The sequence below is a fragment of the Calothrix sp. NIES-2098 genome, assembly GCF_963875125.1.
Lineage (GTDB): Bacteria > Cyanobacteriota > Cyanobacteriia > Cyanobacteriales > Nostocaceae > Aulosira.
This window is the reverse complement of the sequence record NZ_CAWNKJ010000001.1, coordinates 6,277,472-6,300,484: the sequence shown is the minus strand read 5'-3', so window position 1 is coordinate 6,300,484 and position 23,013 is coordinate 6,277,472. Positions and strand designations below refer to the sequence as shown.

At 41.7% G+C, this 23,013-nt stretch carries 21 protein-coding genes; 7 read left to right on the top strand and 14 right to left on the bottom strand.

Annotated features, from left to right (window positions below; genetic code table 11):
• Positions 1-147: 147 nt before the first annotated feature.
• Positions 148-4,734, bottom strand: coding sequence for a LamG-like jellyroll fold domain-containing protein (locus tag AACU33_RS26405; RefSeq protein WP_096592248.1), 4,587 nt, complete (start codon positions 4,732-4,734; stop codon positions 148-150).
• A gap of 825 nt (positions 4,735-5,559) precedes the next feature.
• On the opposite strand from AACU33_RS26405, the gene mgtE reads away from it, so the two are divergent.
• The 4 genes from mgtE to psaK all read left to right on the top strand — a co-directional run bounded on the left by mgtE (position 5,560) and on the right by psaK (position 8,785).
• Positions 5,560-6,960 (top strand): magnesium transporter, encoded by a 1,401-nt coding sequence (gene mgtE, locus AACU33_RS26400; protein ID WP_096595393.1) that lies wholly within the window; start codon positions 5,560-5,562, stop codon positions 6,958-6,960.
• Positions 6,961-7,073: 113 nt separating this feature from the next.
• A complete protein-coding gene (locus AACU33_RS26395) occupies positions 7,074-7,241 on the top strand; it encodes a hypothetical protein (RefSeq protein WP_339376303.1) in 168 nt (55 codons plus the stop codon).
• 445 nt (positions 7,242-7,686) lie between these two features.
• On the top strand, positions 7,687-8,262 hold the full coding sequence (locus AACU33_RS26390) for a TMEM175 family protein (protein WP_096592245.1): 576 nt from the start codon (positions 7,687-7,689) through the stop codon (positions 8,260-8,262).
• Positions 8,263-8,518: 256 nt separating this feature from the next.
• Complete coding sequence (psaK, locus tag AACU33_RS26385; protein ID WP_096592243.1) at positions 8,519-8,785, top strand: photosystem I reaction center subunit PsaK; 267 nt, start codon at positions 8,519-8,521, stop codon at positions 8,783-8,785.
• 170 nt (positions 8,786-8,955) lie between these two features.
• Here the strand turns inward: psaK and AACU33_RS26380 are convergent, their stop codons facing one another.
• Complete coding sequence (locus AACU33_RS26380) at positions 8,956-9,324, bottom strand: hypothetical protein (protein WP_096592240.1); 369 nt, start codon at positions 9,322-9,324, stop codon at positions 8,956-8,958.
• Between the two features lie 263 nt (positions 9,325-9,587).
• Here AACU33_RS26380 and dapB point away from each other — a divergent pair, with 263 nt between their 5' ends.
• Positions 9,588-10,424: a 4-hydroxy-tetrahydrodipicolinate reductase gene (dapB, locus tag AACU33_RS26375; protein ID WP_096592238.1), complete on the top strand. Its 837-nt coding sequence runs from the start codon at positions 9,588-9,590 to the stop codon at positions 10,422-10,424.
• A 154-nt stretch (positions 10,425-10,578) separates the two neighbouring features.
• Positions 10,579-11,289, top strand: a complete 711-nt coding sequence (locus AACU33_RS26370) for a phosphate ABC transporter permease (RefSeq protein ID WP_096592235.1) — start codon at positions 10,579-10,581, stop codon at positions 11,287-11,289.
• 2 nt (positions 11,290-11,291) lie between these two features.
• Here AACU33_RS26370 and AACU33_RS26365 read toward each other — a convergent pair whose 3' ends face one another.
• From AACU33_RS26365 to hemF, 9 genes are all read right to left on the bottom strand, one after another.
• Positions 11,292-11,915: a precorrin-8X methylmutase gene (locus tag AACU33_RS26365; RefSeq protein WP_096592233.1), complete on the bottom strand. Its 624-nt coding sequence runs from the start codon at positions 11,913-11,915 to the stop codon at positions 11,292-11,294.
• 151 nt (positions 11,916-12,066) lie between these two features.
• Positions 12,067-12,876: a TPM domain-containing protein gene (locus AACU33_RS26360; protein ID WP_096592229.1), complete on the bottom strand. Its 810-nt coding sequence runs from the start codon at positions 12,874-12,876 to the stop codon at positions 12,067-12,069.
• Positions 12,877-13,132: 256 nt separating this feature from the next.
• Complete coding sequence (locus tag AACU33_RS26355; RefSeq protein WP_096592226.1) at positions 13,133-13,678, bottom strand: hypothetical protein; 546 nt, start codon at positions 13,676-13,678, stop codon at positions 13,133-13,135.
• 11 nt (positions 13,679-13,689) lie between these two features.
• Complete coding sequence (locus AACU33_RS26350) at positions 13,690-14,070, bottom strand: YtxH domain-containing protein (RefSeq protein WP_096592224.1); 381 nt, start codon at positions 14,068-14,070, stop codon at positions 13,690-13,692.
• Between the two features lie 123 nt (positions 14,071-14,193).
• Positions 14,194-14,529, bottom strand: coding sequence for a hypothetical protein (locus tag AACU33_RS26345; protein ID WP_096592221.1), 336 nt, complete (start codon positions 14,527-14,529; stop codon positions 14,194-14,196).
• A gap of 44 nt (positions 14,530-14,573) precedes the next feature.
• A complete protein-coding gene (locus AACU33_RS26340; protein ID WP_096592218.1) occupies positions 14,574-14,798 on the bottom strand; it encodes a hypothetical protein in 225 nt (74 codons plus the stop codon).
• Positions 14,799-15,259: 461 nt separating this feature from the next.
• Positions 15,260-16,114, bottom strand: a complete 855-nt coding sequence (locus tag AACU33_RS26335) for an acyl-CoA desaturase (RefSeq protein ID WP_096592216.1) — start codon at positions 16,112-16,114, stop codon at positions 15,260-15,262.
• 205 nt (positions 16,115-16,319) lie between these two features.
• Positions 16,320-17,081 carry a biliverdin-producing heme oxygenase gene (locus tag AACU33_RS26330; protein ID WP_096592213.1) on the bottom strand — a complete coding sequence of 254 codons (762 nt, stop codon included), beginning with the start codon at positions 17,079-17,081 and terminating at the stop codon, positions 16,320-16,322.
• A 29-nt stretch (positions 17,082-17,110) separates the two neighbouring features.
• Positions 17,111-18,184, bottom strand: a complete 1,074-nt coding sequence (gene hemF, locus AACU33_RS26325; RefSeq protein WP_096592211.1) for an oxygen-dependent coproporphyrinogen oxidase — start codon at positions 18,182-18,184, stop codon at positions 17,111-17,113.
• A gap of 401 nt (positions 18,185-18,585) precedes the next feature.
• Here hemF and acsF point away from each other — a divergent pair, with 401 nt between their 5' ends.
• Positions 18,586-19,662 carry a magnesium-protoporphyrin IX monomethyl ester (oxidative) cyclase gene (acsF, locus tag AACU33_RS26320; RefSeq protein ID WP_096592208.1) on the top strand — a complete coding sequence of 359 codons (1,077 nt, stop codon included), beginning with the start codon at positions 18,586-18,588 and terminating at the stop codon, positions 19,660-19,662.
• A gap of 120 nt (positions 19,663-19,782) precedes the next feature.
• On the opposite strand, the gene AACU33_RS26315 is transcribed toward acsF, so the two are convergent.
• The 3 genes from AACU33_RS26315 to AACU33_RS26305 all read right to left on the bottom strand — a co-directional run bounded on the left by AACU33_RS26315 (position 19,783) and on the right by AACU33_RS26305 (position 22,990).
• The gene (locus tag AACU33_RS26315) at positions 19,783-20,637 is read right to left on the bottom strand and encodes a phytanoyl-CoA dioxygenase family protein (RefSeq protein ID WP_096592206.1); all 855 of its coding nucleotides are present in this window, start codon (positions 20,635-20,637) and stop codon (positions 19,783-19,785) included.
• A 504-nt stretch (positions 20,638-21,141) separates the two neighbouring features.
• Entirely contained in the window at positions 21,142-21,855 is a 714-nt protein-coding gene (hetL, locus tag AACU33_RS26310) for a heterocyst differentiation pentapeptide repeat protein HetL (protein ID WP_096592203.1), read from the bottom strand.
• Between the two features lies 1 nt (position 21,856).
• The gene (locus AACU33_RS26305) at positions 21,857-22,990 is read right to left on the bottom strand and encodes an NAD(P)H-dependent flavin oxidoreductase (protein ID WP_339376302.1); all 1,134 of its coding nucleotides are present in this window, start codon (positions 22,988-22,990) and stop codon (positions 21,857-21,859) included.
• Positions 22,991-23,013: the final 23 nt, after the last annotated feature.

Sequence of the window (23,013 nt, the reverse complement as noted above, 5' to 3'; positions counted from 1 at the left end):
AACTAATGTAACGGAATTGTTACGAATTCACAAGAAGACTTGACACAGAAAAACTAATAATAGGCATAAGATTTATTTATGCTTCTGGATAAATAAAAAAATCCCTAGCAACTTGCTAGAGATTCATCAAAAGACTAATTAGCTTGATTAGGCAAAGCGCCAGCGACCAACTAAACCATCATTTAAATCAACGAAGTATAAGTTGCCGTCCGGCCCCATATTAATCTGCACGACGATTTGCGCACCTGTGGCAAAAGTTTCCACTGATGTAATATTCCCTGCTGAATCAAAGCTGAGATTGCGAACAATACCTTGACCCAAGTCATTGAAGAATAAATCGCCCCAATATTGTTCTGGGTATGCAGTACCAGTGTAAAGATCGCCCATGACGATCGCATTAATGCCGCTAGTACTATGGTTAAGGGCATAAATAGCTGGTGTTGTGGTTTGCCCACTGGCATAAAAGGCTTGGGATTGGGGTAAATCTTTGTAACCGCTAGTTGGCAAGTTAACACCACTACCTCCTTCATAGTAGGGCCAACCATAGTTTGTTCCCGCACCGCCTGCATTGATTTCTTCCCACTGAGTCCAACCCACTTCACCGATATATACCTTGCCGGTTTGAGGATCGATGGTAAAGCGGAAGGCGTTTCGCAATCCATATTGATAAACTTTGGAACGGTTACTATTGGGATCGCCGTTGTAGAAGGGATTATCTTGTAAACCCTGACCAGTGATTGGGTCGATCCGCAAAATCTTACCAGACAGGTTATCAATATCTTGGACGCGATACGTCCGAGGGTCAACTTGGTTGTAGGAGGTTGCATCTCCATTGCTGATATAGAGTGCGCCATCTGGCCCAAATCTCACTGTACCAACACTATGGGTTGTGCTGTCGCCAGCGAGGAAATCTTGGAGATTTTGACCATTTGGCAGAATACCAGCTGGGGGTTCGTTAAAGTCTACTGTGCTGTTGACGAATCCATTGAAATTATTCCAAGTACTATTTTTACCAAGTAGGACAACTTCGCTTCCAGGTATAGCGGTAGTGTAGCCTTTGCTAGCATCAGCCGTGACTCGAATCAGGCGACCAGCGCGATTACCTTCTTGGTCTGGGCCTGCTAAACCGGTGTTTTGATAAACTTCTGGAGGATCGTAGGTAAAGGCCAAGTAAACATAGGGATTGTTAACGAAATCGGGATGAACAGCAATATCGATGAGGCCGCGATCGCTGACATTATTTACTTGTCGGGAAATATCAATAAAAGGAGTTGGTAGTAAAGAACCATTTTTAAAGACTTTTACCACTCCACTCTTTTCAGCAACAAACATTAGCTGCCCATCAGGTAGCTGCCCTGCGGGTGTCCAGTCTATAGCCGTGGGTTGTACTAAGCCAGATATTACCGTATCTGTAAATAACTGCCGCTGATCTGGCAGAGGTTGAGCTTGGTATAGCTGCTGGATTTCTGTTGCGGTTAAAGCAGTGTTATAAATTCGCACATCGTCAATTTGCCCGGAGAAGTTATTATCAATTCGCCCAATATTTAGTTGTTGAGTTGCATAGGGTTTGCGTCCAGCAAACTGAGTGGTGGAGTAGACTTCCTGCCCATTCACATAAGCCTTGTATGTAGTACCGTCAAATGATGTCACCACTTGGTTCCAGGCATTGAGTCTCAAGACATTTCCTGTGGTAAACCCATTCCAGTTAGTACCATCCCCAAAACCAGCATGAATTTGTGTTTGATTATACAGCCAAATTCCTGGGTAGCGTTGAGCATTATTGCCGCTAGCTGGTTGATAACCGAGAATGCCTTGATAGCCATTATTCACAGTGTTGGAATAAATCCATACTGATTGGGTGAATGTACCGTTACTCAAATTCAAGGTAGGACTGCTGGGTACATTCACGTAGTCATCTATGCCATCAAATGTCAAACTGTGAGTGTCAACAAAGTTTAACAGCGGAACTTTGGTTGTCGGGCCGCTGGGTAGCGCAATATTGACATGGTTGCCATTATTGTTAAACCCGGATGAATCAATGACGGTGACACCAGTACTACTCTCATCTAATTTCCAATAGCCCACCAAACCTGAGACATTTTCATCGTCTACAATCGTAATTTGAGCAGTCCGAGGCGCTAATAGGCTCGCTCCACCAGTAATGTTATCAATGGCAAAGCCAAAAGTTTCATTTCCTTCGCTGAGAGTATCATCCAGGATCGGAATCGTTACAGACTTACGAGTTTCACCAGGAGCAAATGTTAGCGTTCCCGATTGTCTGATGTAGTCTGCACCCGGAGTAGCAGAACCATCAACAGTTTGATAGTCAACTGTCACCGTTCCATCACTTCCCTGTTGTCGAAGTACGGTGACTGTAGCAGTACCATTGGCTTCATTGACAGTAATAGTACTAGTTTCTAAACCAATGACACCAGGGCTAGAAGTTGGAGGCGGTGTTTGAATCTGTGCCAAGGTGGCAATATCAGCAGCAGTCAGGGCGCGATTATAGATGCGCACATCGTCAATTTGCCCGACAAAGTTATTATCAACTCGCCCAATATTGAGTTGTTGAGTTGCATAGGGTTTGCGTCCAGCAAAGTCATTGGTAGAGTAAACTTCCTGCCCATTCACATAAGCCTTGTATGTCGTGCCATCAAAGGATGTGGCTACATGATTCCAAGAATTTGGTTTGAGGACATTTCCTGTAGTAAACGAGTTCCAGTTACTACCATCCCCAAAACCAGCATGAATTTGTGTTTGGTTATAAACCCAAATACCCGGATAACGTTGACTGGTTCCAGCAGCCGATTGATAGCCCAGAATGCCATGATAGCCATTGTCTGTAATATTGGAATAGATCCATACTGCTTGGGTAAATTTACCGTTATTCAGATTCAGGCTAGGATTATTCGGCACATTTACGTAATCGTCAACGCCATCAAATCTCAAACTGTTGGGGTCAGCAAAAGTTAACAGAGGAACATTTGTGGACGGGCCGCTAGGAGAGGTGATGTTGACGTGGTTGCCATTATTGTTAAAACCAGATGAATCAACGACGGTAGCACCAATACTCGTCTCATCTAACTTCCAATACCCTACCAAACCAGTGCTATTCTCGTTGTCTACAATTGTGATTTCAGCAGATTGGGGTGCTGATAAGGTTGCTCCACCAGTGATGCTATCAATAGTAAAGCCAAAAGTTTCATTCGGTTCTGCCAGATTATCATCCAAGATAGGGATAGCAACAGATTTGCGGGTTTCACCAGGAGCAAATGTTAGCGTCCCCGATTGTCCGGTGTAGTCTGCACCAGCAGTTGCAGAACCATTAACTGTGCGATAGTTAACTGTCACCGTACCATCACTACCTTGTTGGCGAATGACGGCAATTGTGGCACTGCCATCGGTTTCATTAACAGCGATCGCATTGTTTTCCAGGCTAATCGTACCAGGATTGGGTGTGCCAAGTTGCGCCAAAGTGGCAATATCAGCAGCAGTTAGGGCACGGTTATAAATACGTACATCATCGATTTGTCCGGCAAAGTTATTATCAACTCGTCCAATATTTAGTTGTTGAGTTGCATAAGGTTTGCGTCCCGCAAAGCTATTGGTGGAGAACACTTCCTGGCCGTTGACATAAGCCTTGTATGTCGTGCCATCAAAGGTTGTAGCTACATGATTCCAGGCATTGGTTTTGAGGACATTTCCTGTAGTAAACGCATTCCAGTTGCTACCATCCCCAAAACCAGCATGAATTTGTGTTTGGTTATAAACCCAAATGCCTGGGTAGCGTTGATTGTTGCCAGCGACTGGTTGATAGCCGAGAATGCCATGATAAGCATTATCTGTAATGTTGGAATATATCCAAGCTGATTGGGTGAATATTCCAGCACTTAGATTCAAACCAGGATTACTAGGTACATTGACGTAGTCATCTATCCCGTCAAATCGTAAGGAGCCGTTAACCTTGCCAGTAGTAGACCACTGAGGATTATTTAACAGAGTGCCATTGTTATTCTGAATGGTATCGGTTGCTGTTAAACCACTACCTTCATCAAGTTGCCAACGAGCAATCAGTCCATCGTCAATACCTGCGAGGTTAGCACCGTTATAATTTGCGATCGCAGATTTATCTAGTACATCAATGCTCTCAATGCTGCCAGTCGCTACTTCTAAATTCCAGTCTCCCCCAAATTGGGAACTACCTGTAAGGTTATTGGAGGCAGCAATATCCGCACCAGTTAATTGACTCAGCTGCTGGATAAATAACTCTCCTTCAGCATCGGCTCCGACATTACAGCCGTAGAACAACACATCAGTATTTTGAGTAAAAGCATGGCTCCAACTTTGGAGATTACTGCTGTATAAACTGAGGTTTTGTAAATTTAAATGGGTGTTACCTAATGCGACATCTGCAACATTACCGTGGGAGACGATATGTACGCTCGCAACGTTTTGGTAATGCGCCAGAATATCCGAGATTTGTGCTACACCATCAAGATGAGGATCGAGTGTAAACACTTGTGCATTGCTAAAGCTTTGAGCAAGATTGGAGTTATTAGCAATAGCACCATCAATAAAAACCAAATTATGACTAATAGCAGCCCCAAGCTCTGTTGTTGGTAGTATCAGGTCATTACCTAAAATTGTCTTCTCACGGACACCAGAAGCATCATTTAAAGAAGTATATGTTCCTGGATCGGTAGAATTTGTTCCTATATTGGGAGAATTTAACATTTTATTTTTAGTTAACGAACATCAATAAGTCCAAAAAAATGATTTTTGGACTCATTGCCGTTGATAACTAATGCTGCAAAATTGCATAAAAAGTTTTGCACTAATGAAATCAATGATTGTCATAGCGCATAATGAATATCAAATTTTCCAGGGGATAATCTTGACCTACATAATTGCGATCGCTATTGGCATAATATAGAAAATTACGCGCTGTAACTATCTACAGCACTAAAATAACTAAGTATTATGAGAGATTTTTATTTCATCATTGGCTAGATAAAACTAGTTATTATTGGACATTAAATTTATATTGAATGTCAATTTTACTGAGAGCTTTTCTTGCAAAATTTATATTTATCGTCTATTTCTTACTTAAATATTAAGTGTTTTTAAAGTTAAAAACCTTAATCGTAGAACAAATACATAGCTAACTATAACAATTTAAGGATAAATATTTGAAACCACATAACTTATATATTTATTTCAACAAGCTGAGATGAAATATTCATAAAAACTATAATTTAAATTGTGTAAGTTTAATTTCAAAGATTATATATATTGAAATTGAAATTTTTATAAACATAAAGTTAATGTAATGATATCTTGTTTTTGATAAAGAGAATTTTTCAGCTATTTCCATCCCTAGAACATCGCTCGTCCTCTAATTACCAAGATTGTTTGAGGTTACTATTGACCCAAACATCTATAGCAAGAGAAGAATAATTGAATCCAAGAAAATCATTTAAGTTAGATGTTTCACATTGCCACTTTCCCTTAGACTAAGGGCATCAACCTTGTGAAAACTGCCTGAGGAAGGTGGAATTTGTGACAGAGACGAACAACTTAACCTCTACCCTCCAGGAGATGTCGCGTAGAGAATTGCGAGATTTAGTGCGAACTCAGCTACAAATGCTGCTGGAAGAGGGAGATTTACGAGGCGCAAAAGCTATTCTAGTACCTGTACAGCCTGCGGATATTGCTGAGGCCATTGAAGGTTTGCCAGAAGCAATGCACGCTTTAGCTTTTCGCTTGCTTTCTAAAGATGAAGCGATCGCAGTTTATGAATATCTCGATTACAGTATTCAAGAACGGCTAATTGAGGAACTCAGAAGTCAGGATGTCCGCGATATTGTGGATAAAATGTCCCCAGACGATCGCGCTAGGTTATTTGACGAACTCCCAGCCAAAGTCGTCAATCGTCTGTTAGAACAACTGAGTCCAGCCGAACGTACAGCAACAGCTCAACTATTGGGTTATGAAGCGGATACTGCTGGACGCATCATGACGCCAGAATTAATCTCACTCAAAGAAAATTTTACGGTATCTCAAGCTATAGAAAAGATTCGCCGTTTAGCAAAAGCCAGTGAGATGATTTATTACCTTTACGTCACTGATGCAGCCAGAAGATTGACGGGGATTGTATCGCTGCGGGAGTTGGTGACATCTCAACCAGAAGAATTGATTGACGAAATCATGACCCGTGACGTGGTATTTGTCCACACAGATACCGATCAAGAAGAAGTCGCCAGATTGATCCAAAGATATGATTTTCTCGCTGTACCTGTGGTAGATCGAGAACAGCGGTTAGTCGGTATTGTCACAGTGGATGATGTAATTGATATCCTCCAACAGGAAACTACTGAGGATATATACGCCTTGGGTGGTGGCGTACAGTCAGGCGGCGACAATTATTTTCAGATGAATTTAATCGAAGTTGCGCGCAAACGAGTTGTGTGGTTGTTTGTCTTATTAATTACAAATACCGTTACCGGAACGATTATTAAATCGCAAGAAGATATTTTGACAAAAGTCGTGACACTCACAGCTTTTATCCCCTTGCTGACTGGTACTGGTGGGAATGTCGGCGCACAATCTTCTACAGTAGTGATTCGGGGGATGAACACCGAAGAGATTAGATTGTTGGGGCCATTACAAGTGATTGGCAGAGAAGCGATCGCAGGTGGATTACTGGGAGTAATGTTAGGTACAATTGCTACCGTATGGGCTTACTTTCTTCAAGGAAGGTTAGAAGTTGCGATCGCAGTAGGTAGTAGTTTAGTAGCGATTTCTCTATTAGCTTCGATTTCGGGTTCCGCACTGCCGTTTTTATTCCGCTTACTGCGTCTAGATCCAGCATTGATGTCAGCACCGTTTATTACTACAGCAGTTGATGTACTTGGTGTCTTGATTTACTTCAATCTAGCGCGGGTAATTTTACAGTTATGAAATTCACTGAAAAATGCACCCAGAGAAATATAATGAATTTCTTCTATTAGATGTATACAAGTTTTTGACTTAGCAAGTTAAGTTAGGGCTAGTAGCTATTCAAGGTAAAAGAAATGAGTAGGACACTAATAGCAATTCTGTTATTTGGATTTTTAGTATTGTTCATTTTCTCACCCTTTGCTGCTCTTGCTGGTTTAATGCTCGTATTGCTAGTTGCAGGTTTTTTCTCATTACTAGGCAATATATTTCAAGCAATTCTTGGTCCAGACAGCGATTCTTAATGGCTATATCAAGTATTTTAATTTAGCTGAAACATCTTTAACTTAAATAAGTTTTTTGATTTGCTTCTCGTCTAATTTTAGCGATTGTGTCTGTAAATCCACCTGAAACCAAGCTGTTAACCTAAATTCTAATCAACAATACATTGGCTTATAAAGCCAATTAAGGCAAGGCTTTTAGCAATATTTTTATATGTTTTCTGACACTCATCAATCTTTTGTGCTGTATTTTTAGCATACTAGCTACTGAAGAACCACACATTGAAAAATTAGCTAAGTTTTTCACTATTTCCCCATCTACCTTTTTTTGCAGATCCTAACAGCTTCAAATTATTCGGGGCATTTAGTCAGGTTCAACAACTAGACAAGCTTCTCCACTGTGGTGACAAGACACGGTAAAGTACAGACAACTGACTTTTAATTAGGCACAAAAGGAGCGCAGCAACACATGGGGAAGGGGAGGTTAGAAGCGTTCAGTGATGGGGTGCTGGCGATCATCATCACGATCATGGTGCTGGAACTGAAAGTGCCGCATGGTGATGATTTGGCTGCTTTGCGTCCGCTGATTCCGGTATTTTTGAGTTATGTGCTGAGTTTTATTTATATTGGGATCTATTGGAATAACCACCATCACCTATGGCAAGCAGTCAGGCACGTGAATGGACGTATTCTTTGGGCTAATCTGCATCTGCTTTTTTGGTTGTCGCTAATTCCTTTTGTTACTGGCTGGATGGGTGAAAACCATTTCGCCGCTTGGCCAATTGCCCTTTATGGTACGGTACTGTTGTTTTCTGCGATCGCTTATTTCATCCTGTCACTAGCCTTAATTGCGTATCACGGCAAGGATTCGACTTTGGCGATCGCACTCGGTCGAGATTTCAAAGGTAAGATATCAGTTGTATTGTATGCCGTAGCAATTCCACTTTCGTTTGTAAATTCGTCGATTGCTTTTGGGGTATACATTCTGGTTGCGATTATGTGGCTGATTCCCGACCGTCGGATTGAGAAAACGCTGACTTCTTGAAAATTGGGAATTTACTTGTCTTGAAGCAAGCAAATAATCAGGCAGATGAAATCCAGGTTCCGATTAAGGACGGGCGTGTGTAAGCTCAAAAACCAGCAATACTTTAAAACAAAGCAACACTGCAATAGCCTTAGTTTGTATTAAGTATTGAGAATAACTGTAAAATATTGCTGCAAATCTAGCTTGTTTTCTTGAATTTTGTAGGGAAATATTCAGATCATATTGCAATAATCAACAAGTTTCAGGAGCGAATCAGTTGCTTACTTCGACCTTACTTGCCGCTACCACTGTTCCCACAACCCTGCAATGGAGTCCAACAGTTGGGGTGATTATGATTTTGGCGAATATTGCTGCCATTGCCTTTGGCAAATCGACCATTAAGTACCAGAATGCTGGCCCAGCTCTGCCTTCACCTAATTTATTTGGTGGCTTTGGTTTACCTGCATTATTAGCTACAACTGCCTTTGGTCATATTTTAGGGACAGGTATTATTTTAGGTCTGCATAACCTCGGTAGAATCTAGGTTTTTACCTAATTAATTACTCTTTTGTCTCCAAATGTCAGCCAGAGAATGAATTCTCTGGCTTTTTTACGTTCATTACCAAGTTGCGAAAAACTGCGATCGCTACTTTACTCAAGTAGTTTATTTATATCAATAAGTACTTCATACTTTGTTTTTAACTCACCAAGTTATTAGACAGGCATGGGAGCTAAACCATGCAACTGCCGTACAGCGTTAATGCAGATTGGGCAATCACAACCGAATAATTTGATCGCTTCATCGCTTTCTGCATCGGTGAATTCGAGTTCCGCAGGCTGATTAGGCGATTGCACTTGTGCTACTGTCATCTCAGGTTTGGCAACAGGAGCAGCAGCGTTACTAACTTGTATACATACTTGTTTAGCAACTGCTGAGTGGGGGGAACGTACACAAGATAGATGAGTACCTACCGCAGGAACTGTTTGGCTGGCGTGAACTGGTTTGGTCATCATGACCATAGACAGCATAGACATAAACACTGCTGGGGTAGAAAGCAAAGATAAAACAAATTTTCTGTTCATACGTTCTCCAATGTTGGTAATGAAAGATGCGACTTATCTTTTCACATCAATACTTTATCGATCAGTCCATCTTATACAAATTCCTCTAGAATGACTCGATGGCTATTACCAGCGTTCGGGGAACTACATAAATGCGATCGCTACTGATATATTCAAACTGTGCTTACCCTTGCTGATTATTGCTGTCTGCTATTTAGCACTAGCTACCAGATCGCTAAAGTCTCTACAATTCCTTTGTTAGTTAAAAAAGTTTTGCTCAACTTATGACGAATCAAGCTCCTATCCCAGTTATTGTCAACGGTGCTGCTGGCAAAATGGGTCGCGAGGTAGTGAAAGCTGTAGCGCAAGCACCCGATTTAAACCTAGTGGGTGCAATTGACAGCAGTCCCCAACACCAAGATAAAGACGCTGGAGAATTGGCGGGTTTAAGCGAACCTCTAGAAGTGCCAATTACTAATCAATTAGAACCAATGCTGGGATACGTAGCTGGTGAAAGGCAAGGGCCGCCAGGGGTAATTGTAGACTTTACTCATCCCGATTCAGTTTATGACAATATTCGTAGTGCGATCGCCTATGGTATTCGTCCAGTTGTAGGCACTACTGGGTTAAGTTCAGAACAAATTCAAGATTTGGCAGACTTTGCCGAGAAAGCTAGTACAGGCTGCTTAATTATTCCTAACTTCTCCATTGGTATGGTACTGCTACAACAAGCAGCGATCGCCGCATCCCAATATTTCGACCATGTAGAAATTATCGAACTGCATCATAATCAAAAAGCCGATGCGCCTAGCGGTACAGCAATTCAAACCGCACAATTACTAGCAGAGCTTGGTAAAACTTTTAACCCAGCCTTGGTAGAAGAGACAGAAAAATTAGCAGGCGCTAGGGGCAGTGTAGCAGCAGAAGGAATTCGGATTCACAGCGTGCGCTTGCCGGGACTGGTTGCCCATCAGGAAGTAATTTTTGGCGCACCTGGTCAAATTTACACTTTACGACACGATACGAGCGATCGCGCTTGTTATATGCCAGGAGTACTACTAGCAATTCGCAAAGTCTCACAGCTAAAGTCATTAGTATATGGATTAGAAAAGATACTATAGACTTCAAAGGTATTAGGCATAGGGCATTGGCAATGGGGCATAGGGCATTGGTCAAGAGTCAAGCATTTCTTTTGCCCCTTGCACCCCGTCCCCAGCCTCCTTCCCTGCTTCCCTACCTCTTCCCAGTCTCCCTGACATTCACTACTTAGCACTCATGCTCGTTCCACTGACTCGACAGAAATTTGAACAAGTAATCCCCTTAATTGCCAGTGGCCCCCAGTACAAGTACTACTGGGGAAAGTTTTCTAACTTTATACAGCGGTTATTAATTTCTGTAGTTGCTGTAGTTGTTGTTTTGCTTGTCAAAGTCTTTTTCAGAATTGAGTTCGATCTAATAGTCTTTATTCTGGGGATTATCGGCGCGTTTTTCTGGCTGTGGTATCCCGTATTTCAGGCAAGTGTAAGGAATGTAAAGTGCCGCCGTTACAAATATAGCGGCTTTTTCCGAGGTCGAATCCTTGATTGGTGGATCACAGATCGGTTAATTGGCAAGCAGGAAACTGTCAACAGCAAAGGAGAGTTGGTAATTGTCGAAAACCGAGAAAAGCGGATTAATTTAGAAGTGGGCGATGATACAGGATTTAGTATTGAGTTTGAAGCTCCACTCAAGCCTGCTTATAAAGTTATTACTCGCGGATTAATTGCCGAAATGGTGGTGATGTCAAATCGCCGAGATTTGAGCAGAATTGAAGAATTTAGCGATATTTACATTCCCAACCGTGACTTATGGGTAAGCGACTATCCCTTTGTGCGACAAGATTTCTTTGGTGAGGTCAGCCGTCGTCTGCGTGAAGACTCAGAGGAGAGGCCGCGTCGGCGTCGTCGCCAAGTCCAAGACTGGGATGAGGAAGATGATAAATATTAACTTCATCTGTTCTTATCTTTGCCGTAGGCTTGCCAAGCCAAGTCTACCAATCCATCAACGATCGCGGCCGCTACAACTGCATTCCCTTTGCGGTTGTCAATTGTAATATGTGGTATTAAAGAATCTCGCAAGCGTTCTTTTGCAACATCCACATCCACAAATCCCACTGGCGTAGCAATTATTAAAGCGGGACGAATTTCCTCAGCTTCAATCAAATCTACAAGAGTAGTTAGTGCTGTTTGCGCTTGACCGACTACAAAAATGCCTTCTGGATAACGCTTGGCTAGAGTTTCTATTCCCCAAGCAGCACGAGTTTTTTCTTTTTGAGGACGTGTTGGGGTTTCCAGGCTGCAATATATGGGATTGGCAAAGGTGTTTTGAATATCGTAGCTAATGCCTACTTGCACCAATGGCACATCTACCACAATAGTGCTACGTGCTGCTAGTGCCGCTGCTCCAGCTTGTAAAGCGTGTTCAGAAAAGCGAATTAAAGACTTATACTCAAAGTCGGCTGTAGCGTAAATTACTCGTCGGACAATTTCATATTCTGCTGGCGAAAATACATGATCGCCAATTTCACTGTCAATGATTGCTAAACTCTGAGCATCAGTTATGTGCCATTCCATTGCTATTCAGCTCTTTCAATTTCAGCTTTCAGCTTATCAGCTTCGGACAGTTCCCAACACTTAGAGCTGAGTAATTAGTAGAAATCAAATTACCCAGCCAATAAGTCTCCTGAATTTTGGGAACTTCCTCACTGTGTTCGCTCTGAATTACTCAGAACTCAGCATTGGAAGAAGATCTATTAAAAATAGGCGAAAGATAAGCTACTAAAGCACCAATGAGAAAACCAGCGATATTACGAACTAGGGGTAGCCAGTCGCTGGTTCTGGTGACTACGGGGCCAATACCGAAAGCAATAAACAATATTCCCCATAAAGGTGAGAAAATTAAAGCCCATTGCCAAGAGAAAATTTGTCCTTCTCGCTGGGGTTGAGATGCAAATCCACAAATTACTCCACCAATGAGTGAGGTAATTAAAGTCAGAATCCACTGTTCTCGTGGTAATCCCGGAACAACTTTGCAACCACCTTGAAGCAAACAAGTTTTCACTGAATCTAAGGCTTGCAGAATAGCTTGGTCTTCACCTTGTTCTCGGACAAAATACAAATTACCAAAGCGTGTTTGGAGTTCAATCCAGAAAGTTCGGGGTAAAAGCTCATAAACTGCGTCGCCAACGCTAAAGCTGAGGATGTTACCACCACGAGAATCGGCAACTAATAGAATACTTTTATCATCTAAACCCCAAAAATTGATAACTGCCCTACCTGGAGTTCGGTCATATTGGGTCAATACTCGCAATTTCCAACCAGTTTCAGATTGAAATTGCTCTAAATCTTGAACAAGCTTTTCTTCTTGTACATCAGTGAGTGATTTGGCTAAGTCTACAACTGGAGTAGGAGTACTGGGTAATAACTCCGGATTGTCATAAGCCAGTGCTGGGGAAGAATGCATAGCCCAAATTGACCCAGCCAGGAAAAATACTGCAACAGATACGAGAATTCGTCGCCAAAAACAAGACTGCATGGACTTTTTTATACAAATATCAACAGTAGAAGTGAACAAGTTGTTTTAAAAGGTACGAGAAAAGTGATAGTTCTTTACACTTGTTTACTTTACTCTAATCTTGGGGCATTAATCTATAAGGATCTAAGGAAAACGTTACTTGTGTTCCCTCATATTTCTCATAGCTCGTCTCAGTTGGGCATTAAAAAATGCACAAAAAGAATAATTAACGACCTTACCTCTTACCTTTTACCTTTTAACTCTCGATCAATCTATTTCAAGACAAATCCTCATCATCAAAACTAGGCTCCCACTCGGAAGTGTCGCTGTAACCGTCGTTAGTACGGTAGACTTCTGATTTATTGCGGCGATTTTCTGCCCTGAGGGCTTCTCTTTCGCGTAAATTTAGGGAGGTTTTTTCATTACCTTGTAAACGTTCAAGCGCTCGCCTGGACGGTTTTTGGCGAGTGAATGTTTTCCAGGCGGTTTTTACACCCACAAAAATGCTGCGCGTCCCTAATTGCAGGTTTTGAGCCTGTTTTCTCGCACTATCTAAGCTTTGATCGACTTGTTTAACCACTTGACTGGCGCTTTTGACACCTTCACTAACATCATCGGTTAAATCAGTAAGTTCTAAACCAGTGGTGCGGATAGCATTGAGAGTCGGCGGTAACTCCCGTGAGAGGGTATCAAATAACTTTTCTGCACTGCGAGCTGCGCGCGCTAATTCTTGCAAAGCAGGTATAGCCGCCACTAAAACAGCAGTCAGACTAGCGGCGACTAACAGTATGGAAAATCCCAGCCAAAATAGCGGATCGATCACGGTTATGCTATCTATGAACGTTCTAGATGCTGGGCAAGAGAATCTGAGTCTTCTTCGGTTTGTGAATCGGCGCTACGGGTTTCGACAACATTTTGCCGCCTTAAGACTTGGCTTTCTCTTTGGGTAGCAACAATACCAGCTGCGATCGCTTCCCGCAGTCGATCCAACGTTTCATCCCAGTTACGTAGTGCGTTGGCCGAAAGGCGATCTGCTTGGATCTGTACGCTAGTTGACAAATCTTCTGCCAATTCTGGTAAAGCATCGGCAGATTTTTTTAAGAGTTTACGGGTTTCGCGCCCTGTGCGTGGAGCGACGAGCAAACCTGTCAAGGCCCCGATGGTTGCCCCTAGCATCAAACCGCCAATAAATACTCCAGAACGGTTGTTAGACATTTTTATATTGTTTCTCTCCTTACACCCATTTTAGGTGGGTTTTCTCCTGTTGCAAGACTTCACTAATTTTAATTATTCAAACCTGTAGAGACTATATATAAGGCAAAAATGTTGCTTTGATTGTTATTTTCTTGTTGTCTTCTGCCCCAATGTAGAGCCTAAGCGAGGAAAAGAACGCTGCCAGACTTGCCTTCCTAAAAACAATAAGCTGATAATTTGCCGCACTTGTTGAATTTGTACCTCTAGCCTTTGGTTTCTCTGCCGTAGGTTATAAATATTCTGCTGGGCAGTAGAGATTGTTTCGGGCGCTACATACAATACTGCATGGCTACAGCGTTCATAGGCAGCTAATCTATCTGCGACTCTCCCCAGCAGTTGCTTTAGCTTCCAAACTCGCCAAGCTACATAGAGTAGTAGGAGAGAAATTAGGGTGTTAAGCATGACAACTAATGTTACCATTTTTACCTTTAAATATATGGCTGTAAATGTATCTCTAAATATACTTATGAATTAGTTGATTTTTCCTGCTTCACTTTTTTGATTACTTCCATATAGATATTAACCTCACTCACTTCTAGATCGTGCTCAACTCTGGTTACTCTCCATTGCTCTTTTTTTAAATAAATTTCCTCACCTATCCTAGGAATAAATAAGGGATCGTAGAATTTTTTGATATAATCTTTTTGATTTTCTTCCCATAATATTAATTTGAATACTTCTTTGTTCATGTTTATCCCTTTTTGTTACTAAATCAAACTCAGTAGTTTGATGCTGTGTATAGTGCAAGCATATCTTACTAATTCAATAGAATAGCGTAGTTAAAACCACATTATTGAAATTGATATTTTGCTATTTTATTATGTTCAATAAATTAACAGCTTACTTAAAAATGTTAAGTAAGCTGCTACACATCTAAGTTATATATTTGCACTGCTATGGTTATATTTGCATTAATTTATTACTTTTAGATTTAGTTAAAAGATTTTGTAAAGATGTCTTTGCTAATCTCAATCCAGGCTCAGTAATTGCGTTTTTAGCTATCAACCTAAAACTAACAATATTTCTATCATTCAATTCTACAAGAATTTATTAACAAAAACCGCCTTTCATTCTCTATCAAAATAAGAGTTAGAGATGAAAGGCGGTAGAACAACACAACCTGTTTGGAGAACTTAAAATTTCAGAACTATCAAGCTTTCACTGTCTGAGCAGGTGGCAGGTTTAAATCCTTGGCTAAACCAACTGTTTTTAAGCACCAAATCGCCCACCAAGTGATATCAATTTCCCACCAGCGCCAACCACACTTAGCTACATGAGGATACGCATGGTGATTGTTGTGCCACCCCTCGCCATAGGTAAGTATAGCTGCCCACCAGAGATTACGAGAATTATCATTACTTTCAAATGTACGATATCCCCACATATGAGTGACTGAGTTGATCAGCCAGGTTGTATGCCAGAGAATGACCGATCTGACAAACACGCCATACACGACAAATGACCAACCGCCCACAGCATACAGCAATAATGCTAGTGGAAATTGGAGTAAGAAAAAGTTGCGATTTAGCCAGCGATAAAAGGGATCTCGTACCAAATCTGGAGCAAATCGCTGGTAGTAATCATAATTGAAGAACTCTGCACGGGGATAAAAAATCCATAGCATATGACTCCACCAAAAACCTCTGCGGGCGGAGTAAGGATCTTTATCTTCGTCTTCGGTATGAGCATGATGCAAACGATGTCCTGCTACCCAGAAGATCGGCCCGCCTTGTAACGATAGGGCACCCACAAGTGCGATCGCATACTCTAAAAATCGCGGTACTCGAAAGCTACGATGGGTTAGCAATCGATGATAGCCTAAGCAGACTCCTATACTGCCAAACAGCCAGTGTAGTAACAGCGTAACGCCCAAAGCTGACCAGGAGAAAAACCAAGGAGCTAATAATGCTAGTGCATGAATTGTGCCAAAAAATACCACTGTCAGCCAATCGAGACGCAAAGGCTGGGGGTTATCTGGCAGATTTTGTAATGAATTAAATCTCACAAATATTTCCTCAACCACAAAACAGCAAAAATCAATTGGAGAATAGAGAATGAAAATAGGGAAGGAGAGAAATCTGAGCGTCGGTTTTTGACGCTCAGAACTTTGGAGGACAAGAAAGCAAGGGAAGCAAGGGAAGATAAAATGCTTAACCTTTGACTTTGGACTTTGGACTTGTGACCAATGACAAAGCACAAATAAACAAGAATTAAATACTGTAATCCAGTACCACCTTCTCTACCTGATTCTTGGTATAAGTGTGTTCTGTGCTACCCACTTTATCTTGACGAGCAATCAGATCGAAGATATGTTCGCCGATCGCAGCTTTGACATCTGCTTCTAACTGGTGAACAAGATTTTGATTGAGAGTAAAGGCATAATTCGCTTCATCTACAATCTTGAGAATTATTGCTTCATCTACAGGCAATGAATTTAACGCTTGACGATACTGCTCTTTAAATAACCGTTTAGCATCAGGAGTAGGAATTTGTTCAAATTCATAGATTGCAGTACCCCGATTGATGGGTAAATCCATTGCCGAGCGAGCAATTTGTTTCAATGCTTGCCCACCTGATAAATCTCCTAAATAGCGGGTGTAAGTATGAGCAATCAGCAATTCTGGTTGGGTATTTGCCACCTCATGAATGCAGTCAACATATATTTGAGCAGCCGGAGAGGGAACTATTTGCTCTTTCCAGTTTTCACCATAATAGAAAGCTAAATCTCTCTCTAAATTCGCTTGACGATTCAGCTCTGGAAAGTACATTAAACCTACAACTGGATGATACTGATGGCGTTGTAGTTCTGCTTCTAAAGCGCTGTAAACAAAGTAGAGATCCGCCAGTAATTTACGAAAAAAGCTCTTTTCTACTATTCCTCTAAGAAAGCATTTCATAAACGCGGTGTTTTCTGCATTCGTGTGGGAATGTTTAGTTCCTTCTCGCAGGCGAATATCTAAATGGCTGCTCATAATCAATGCCTCATGAGAAAAAAAGGTTGTTATTGTTGAACAAAAGTCTGATTCGCCCAATCTTGAGGTTGAAGAAAGAATTCTGCGAGCTGTGCTTCAGGAGTTCCTGGTTCTGGCTGGTAGCAGTATTCCCAGCGTGTCAGTGGTGGTAGAGACATAAGTATGGATTCGGCTCTACCATCAGTTTGCAATCCGAAAACTGTTCCCCTGTCGTACACCAAGTTAAACTCTACGTAACGACCGCGACGATAAAGTTGGAATTGACGCTGGCGATCGCCATATTCAATTTCCTGCCGTCTGTTGACAATTGGTAAATAAGCAGGCAAAAATGCTTGACCGCAGCTCTGCACAAAGGCAAATAAATCTTCCCAATTACGTGTAACTTTTCCTACTTGCTGGCTGTAGAGTGCTGCTGGAGTATCTGTTTTAGAGGTAACATAAAGGCTTCCACTGCCATCTTGATAGTCAAAGAAGATACCACCAATGCCTCGTTGCTCTTGGCGATGGCGCAAGTAGAAATATTCATCACACCAGCGTTTAAAGGTTGGATAATATTCTGGATGGTGAGGATCGCAAGCACTTCTTAATGTTTGATGAAAGTGAATCGCATCCTCAGCAAACGGATAGTAAGGTGTTAAATCTGCGCCTCCGCCAAACCACCATATTGGGCCTGCTTCAAAATAGCGGTAGTTGAGGTGTACTGTTGGTACGTAAGGATTGCGAGGATGCAGTACCATCGAAGTGCCAGTAGCAAAAAACTGATGTCCGGCTGCTTCTGGGCGTTGAGTCAAAATCGAGGGCGGTAAAGTATCACCCCAAACTTCAGAAAAGTTGACACCGCCTTGTTCAAACACTCGCCCATCCCGAATCACACGGGTACGTCCTTCGCCACCTGCTGCTCGTTCCCAACGGTCTTGGCGAAATTTGGCTTCGCCATCAAGCTGTTCTAAAACGTTGCAAATTTCATCCTGCAAGTTCTGCATAAACAGCTTCACCCGTTGACGTGAATCTGCGGGGGGTGTGTTCGCTGCATTGACAGGAGGTACGAGCAATAGTGTGTGATTTTTGCCTTCCTGAGGACGATTGTCTGAATTACGACCCATAGCGAATTTCTCTTAAGCTTTGAGTAAGAGTAGTTACTTTCTTTAATAACCTTATAGTTATCTAGTAATTTTACTTCAGGTATGTTTCAAAACTTAATAAATGATTTTTCCTAGTATGTGTATTGATTTCTTGGTAAGCACTCCAGTCCTGACTACGAACAAACTTATTCACCTTCAGCAGTAGAAAAGCTTGTAAGCACACCTTTTCCTAGGTTTTAGATGCTTGCTGTATTTTATGTAGTGATTTACAGCATCTAGATTTTAGATCTCATGACCCGATTGTTCTATTCCCCAACTTTTCTGAAGGATTGTAAATCTTTTAGGTCAAGGGGCTAGTCAAAGCATCACAGTTATCATAACTTGATAGTTATGTAATTGTTAAGCTAACTAGCTGAGAACTCATGGTTAATACCTTATCCCAGTCTGCCCCGAAAGAACCGAAGCCGGGAATTAAAACACCAACTAAAGAAACCGTACTGACTCCGAGGTTTTACACTACAGACTTTGAAACTGCGGCTAGCCTAGATCTGTCTGCTCAGGAAACAGAGTTGCAGGCGATGCTAACAGAAATGCGAGCAGACTACAACCGTCACCATTTTGTGCGGGATGAGGCGTTTGAGCAGTCTTGGGAACATATTGGCGCAGAAGCACGCCAGTCTTTTATTGAGTATCTGGAACGTTCTTGTATTTCAGAGTTCTCTGGGTTTTTACTCTTCAAAGAACTATCCCGCAAGCTTAAAAATCGCAGTCCACTTTTGGCGGAAATATTTAATCTGATGGCTCGTGATGAAGCGCGTCATGCAGGATTCCTCAACAAAGCAATGGGTGATTTCAAACTTTCGCTAGATTTAGCTGATGTCACTAAAACTCGCACCTATACATTTTTCCCGATCGCCTGGGTAATTTACACGGTATATTTATCAGAAAAAATCGGCTATTGGCGTTACATTCTGATTTATCGTCATTTGCAAAAGCATCCAGAACACCAGTTTTATCCAATCTTTCGCTATTTTGAAAGCTGGTGTCAGGACGAGAATCGTCATGGGGATATCTTCAAAGCTTTATTGCGATCGCAACCCCAACTCTGGAAAACTTGGAAAGCTAGATTGTGGAGTCGCTTTTTCTTATTATCGGTATTTGCTACCCACACCCTAACAGTTCACGAACGTGCAGGTTTTTACCACTCATTAGGGCTGGATGAAACAGAATTCGATCGCCAAGTTATTCGCAACACTAATGAAACGGCTGGGCGTGCTTTTCCCGTGATGCTAAACACCGAACATCCCAAATTCTTCTCGCGTTTGCATCGTTGCTCAGATTACAACTTGAAATTAGTGGAAATTGACCGCAGTTCTCAGCCCAAATTCGTGAAAGTAATCCGTAAAATTCCCTTGGTCGCTGCAATTATTTGGAATTTATTCCTAGTTTATTTAATTAAACCCATCGACGCTGAAGCCCTGCGGGGAAAAGTTTGTTAAATTGCTAAGGCGATCGCTCGTTTCAGGTTGTGTTTTTGTGTGCGATCGCCTTGCAATCTTAGCTTGACTAAGGGAATTATTTAGTATGCCTAATAAAAGCTACCTAGCCTCAGTAATGTATTAAACTGGCAATACCCTAGCAAAAGTTCGATCGCTATATTGCTTGCAACATTCGGGTCGTAAAGGATTTTTAGCAGTGTAAACAAAAAATAGAGTTGACCGTGATTGTTTGCGAGATTTACCGTGGTGGAATATGGCTCTAGGATCTGCAATCACAATACTTCCGGCTTTCCCCGGACAAGACTTCCACAGCGATTTAGGTACAATTTTTTCTATTTCTGCATCATTCAACCCTACTAAACCTTTTGCTGTTTTTGGTACAATCTTTGAGCGAATTTGCATTTCTCGTAATAGTGACATTTGGGATTTGGGAATGTACTCAAACGGGCCATGCTCTTCACTAACATCATTGAGGTAAATGATCGCCTTCACCATCCGGCGGTCTTCTGCATCTAGATGCCATAATTCTGTAGTTACAGCTGCCTCATTGGCAAAGTCTCGGCGTAAATGTACGCCTTGAAAAGCTATAGGAAGACCAATATAGTTCTCGATAATATTTAGTAACCTTTGTTCGCTTCCCCAGTTAGAAAAATCGGGTAAATCTGTCACCGTGAAAATTTGTGGATAAGCTGGGTTTTCTACACTACCCAAGTTTTGTTGATTTTGAATTTTAGCTTCTAAAGCTACTTCCATATTAGATAACTGGCTTGCAGCTGCTTGCAGAAGCATTGGTGTTTTGCTAATTCCTAAATTTTGTAAGGAAGTAATGAAAACTCCTTCTTGACGAAGAGTATCCACAATAATTTTATCTTGCGGAGATAGCACAGGAAGTTTTCGAGAGTGGCACATTAATTCTCTTCGGTAAACCAATTCTGATGGAATTCTGGGAATATATTTATGAAGCTGATTGAGCATAACAAAATATCAACCTGATGACGTTGAGTAAAACTTGGTATTTATTGGTTACAAATCATGGTTTATCGCATTAATTATGAGAGTTGAATCACTTCATATTCAGTACTTAAATGCTGAATATTAACTCATCAAAATTAATCGCACAATTTTTGATTACCTGATTTTTACCGCCCCATTTCATGTCATTGACTGAGCATCTTATGAGAAATTAGACAGATAATGGGCGGTCAAAAATGGTAGTTGAACCTGACATTTTATAATTAATGCCAAAGCTACTGAGTTGATTTTGTGGTAGTTGAAGGTACTTACATCATTAACAGGAAATGAGTACCCGACTGATGCACCACCAAGTCATTGGATTGCTTAACAACTATATAGCTATAAATAAACAAAAAGACATGGACTTAATAAATATTAATATAGGATTAGTCAGGTTTGTGCATTTTAATGAATTAGAGAATGGGCGATCGCATCTGTATCTATATTGAGAGCGATCGCTCATTTTTAATCATGAACTGTACCATCAGGCATGATTGCGCCTTGAAATTCTACATCTGTGAGAATTGCTCCTGTTAAGTCTGCTCCTTTGAGATTTGCATTTCGCAGGATTGCACTAGTGAGATTGGCGTAGCTTAAATCTGCTCCTTGCAAACTCGCTCCACTCAAATCAGTTTGCATATCTTCCCATTGAATTCTCTGACTCAAATTTGCCCGACACAACTTTGCTCCATCCAAGTTGGCGTGATGTAGTGAAGCGGCTCTGAGGTCTGCATAGCTTAAATCTGCGCCAGTTAAATCAGCGTATCCCAAATCTGTGCGCTGGTCGGAACTGGGGCGCAAGTCAGCTTGAAATAGTAGAGAACGCGAAAGTTTGGCACCGTTTAAATTAGCGCCACATAAACTTGCTTTAATTAAGTTGGCTGCTTCCAGATTAGTCTTAACTATCTTTGCACCTGTCAAATCTGCTTCTCGCAGAATCACACGATACAAATCAGCTTCACTCAAGTTTGTACCCCAAAGGATAGCTTCACTTAAATCTGCTTCCCGCAAACAAGCTTGGCTGAAGTTGGTTTTACCTAAGCGTGTCTGACGTAAATCGGTATAGCTAAAATCTGCGCCGCTAAGGTTAGCATTTGTTAGCTCTGCTTCTTGCAAATTGAGTCGCTGAAAGCTGCGTTCCCCGCTAGCATAACGTTTGAGAATTTCATCCACATGCATATTACTCGACCTTTGATTGACAACTAGAGCGCGATCGCACCTCAGGCTGAGTTAATTCTGCCATCAGTTCGGCAATCGTCATGATTCGCTCAGTGTACCTAACATTGGCTCCAGAAAAAATCAGTCCATTTTCTACGTCGCCCTGAGCTGCTTTCCCTAGTGCTTGTAGAAGACAATAAGTTTTGCCACTGTCTCGACACAAACAGGATTCTAAACAATTGGCAATACATCGCCGTTCTATGGTTGATGAACCTGCGATCGCCTGTTGTGCAAAATCATTAGATAAAGCACGGCTAGGTTTACCCACTGGACTGGGCACAGTCATAATATCTTGTGGACGGGCATGAAGATGAAATTCTTTATAACGGCGATCGGCGTCACATTCTTCTGTGGTGATGAAGCGAGTACCGATTTGTACGCCATTTGCCCCCATCAACAACATCCGATTAATATCAGTCCGATCCCAAATCCCACCCGTGACAATCAACGGTATAGTCACACTTAGCTTTTGTTCTAAATATTCCCGTAGTTGGGATATCACAGTTTCAATTGTGAACCCTGGCAGACTAATCTGTTCGCATTGGCTAAAATGCCCGCCCACCATTTGACAATTTTCAATAATCAAAGCATCTGGAAGGCGGTTGTATCGCATTTTCCAGGTTTGACAGATTAACTGCGCTGCTTCTACGTTCGATACACTCGGTACTAGTGCCACATCAGGATATTCGGCGGTGTACTCAGGTAAAGATAGCGGTAATCCTGCTCCAGTAATGATGATATTGGCTCCATGAGCAGCTGCCGTTTGCGCTAACTCTGGATAATCTTTAGTGGCAACTAAGATATTAACTGCGATCGCACCCTCTGGACTGATACTGCGTGCTTTAGCCAGTTCATCAATTAAAGCAAGACGATTAGCTGTAAAAAAGCTCCCTCGTTTGCGCGGTTCAAAATATGGAGAATGCAACCCTAGCCCTAAAGAAGCAATTACACCTACCCCTCCTGCATTAGCTACAGCACCAGCTAGATTTGCACCAGATACCCGTACTGCCATTGCACCTTGAACAATGGGATAGCGAGCAATATGTTTACCAATCCGTAGAGGAGGCAAGACACGGGTCATAACGGGCTTCTTCATTAATTAACTAAATAACTTTTGAG

Coding starts and splice junctions, on each gene's coding strand:
- AACU33_RS26405 (WP_096592248.1), bottom strand. CDS start 4,734: ATGTTAAATTCTCCCAATATAGGAACAAATTCTACCGATCCAGGAACA.
- AACU33_RS26395 (WP_339376303.1), top strand. CDS start 7,074: ATGAGTAGGACACTAATAGCAATTCTGTTATTTGGATTTTTAGTATTG.
- AACU33_RS26390 (WP_096592245.1), top strand. CDS start 7,687: ATGGGGAAGGGGAGGTTAGAAGCGTTCAGTGATGGGGTGCTGGCGATC.
- AACU33_RS26380 (WP_096592240.1), bottom strand. CDS start 9,324: ATGAACAGAAAATTTGTTTTATCTTTGCTTTCTACCCCAGCAGTGTTT.
- dapB (WP_096592238.1), top strand. CDS start 9,588: ATGACGAATCAAGCTCCTATCCCAGTTATTGTCAACGGTGCTGCTGGC.
- AACU33_RS26370 (WP_096592235.1), top strand. CDS start 10,579: ATGCTCGTTCCACTGACTCGACAGAAATTTGAACAAGTAATCCCCTTA.
- AACU33_RS26365 (WP_096592233.1), bottom strand. CDS start 11,915: ATGGAATGGCACATAACTGATGCTCAGAGTTTAGCAATCATTGACAGT.
- AACU33_RS26360 (WP_096592229.1), bottom strand. CDS start 12,876: ATGCAGTCTTGTTTTTGGCGACGAATTCTCGTATCTGTTGCAGTATTT.
- AACU33_RS26350 (WP_096592224.1), bottom strand. CDS start 14,070: ATGTCTAACAACCGTTCTGGAGTATTTATTGGCGGTTTGATGCTAGGG.
- AACU33_RS26345 (WP_096592221.1), bottom strand. CDS start 14,529: ATGGTAACATTAGTTGTCATGCTTAACACCCTAATTTCTCTCCTACTA.
- AACU33_RS26340 (WP_096592218.1), bottom strand. CDS start 14,798: ATGAACAAAGAAGTATTCAAATTAATATTATGGGAAGAAAATCAAAAA.
- AACU33_RS26330 (WP_096592213.1), bottom strand. CDS start 17,081: ATGAGCAGCCATTTAGATATTCGCCTGCGAGAAGGAACTAAACATTCC.
- hemF (WP_096592211.1), bottom strand. CDS start 18,184: ATGGGTCGTAATTCAGACAATCGTCCTCAGGAAGGCAAAAATCACACA.
- acsF (WP_096592208.1), top strand. CDS start 18,586: ATGGTTAATACCTTATCCCAGTCTGCCCCGAAAGAACCGAAGCCGGGA.
- AACU33_RS26315 (WP_096592206.1), bottom strand. CDS start 20,637: ATGCTCAATCAGCTTCATAAATATATTCCCAGAATTCCATCAGAATTG.
- hetL (WP_096592203.1), bottom strand. CDS start 21,855: ATGCATGTGGATGAAATTCTCAAACGTTATGCTAGCGGGGAACGCAGC.
- AACU33_RS26305 (WP_339376302.1), bottom strand. CDS start 22,990: ATGAAGAAGCCCGTTATGACCCGTGTCTTGCCTCCTCTACGGATTGGT.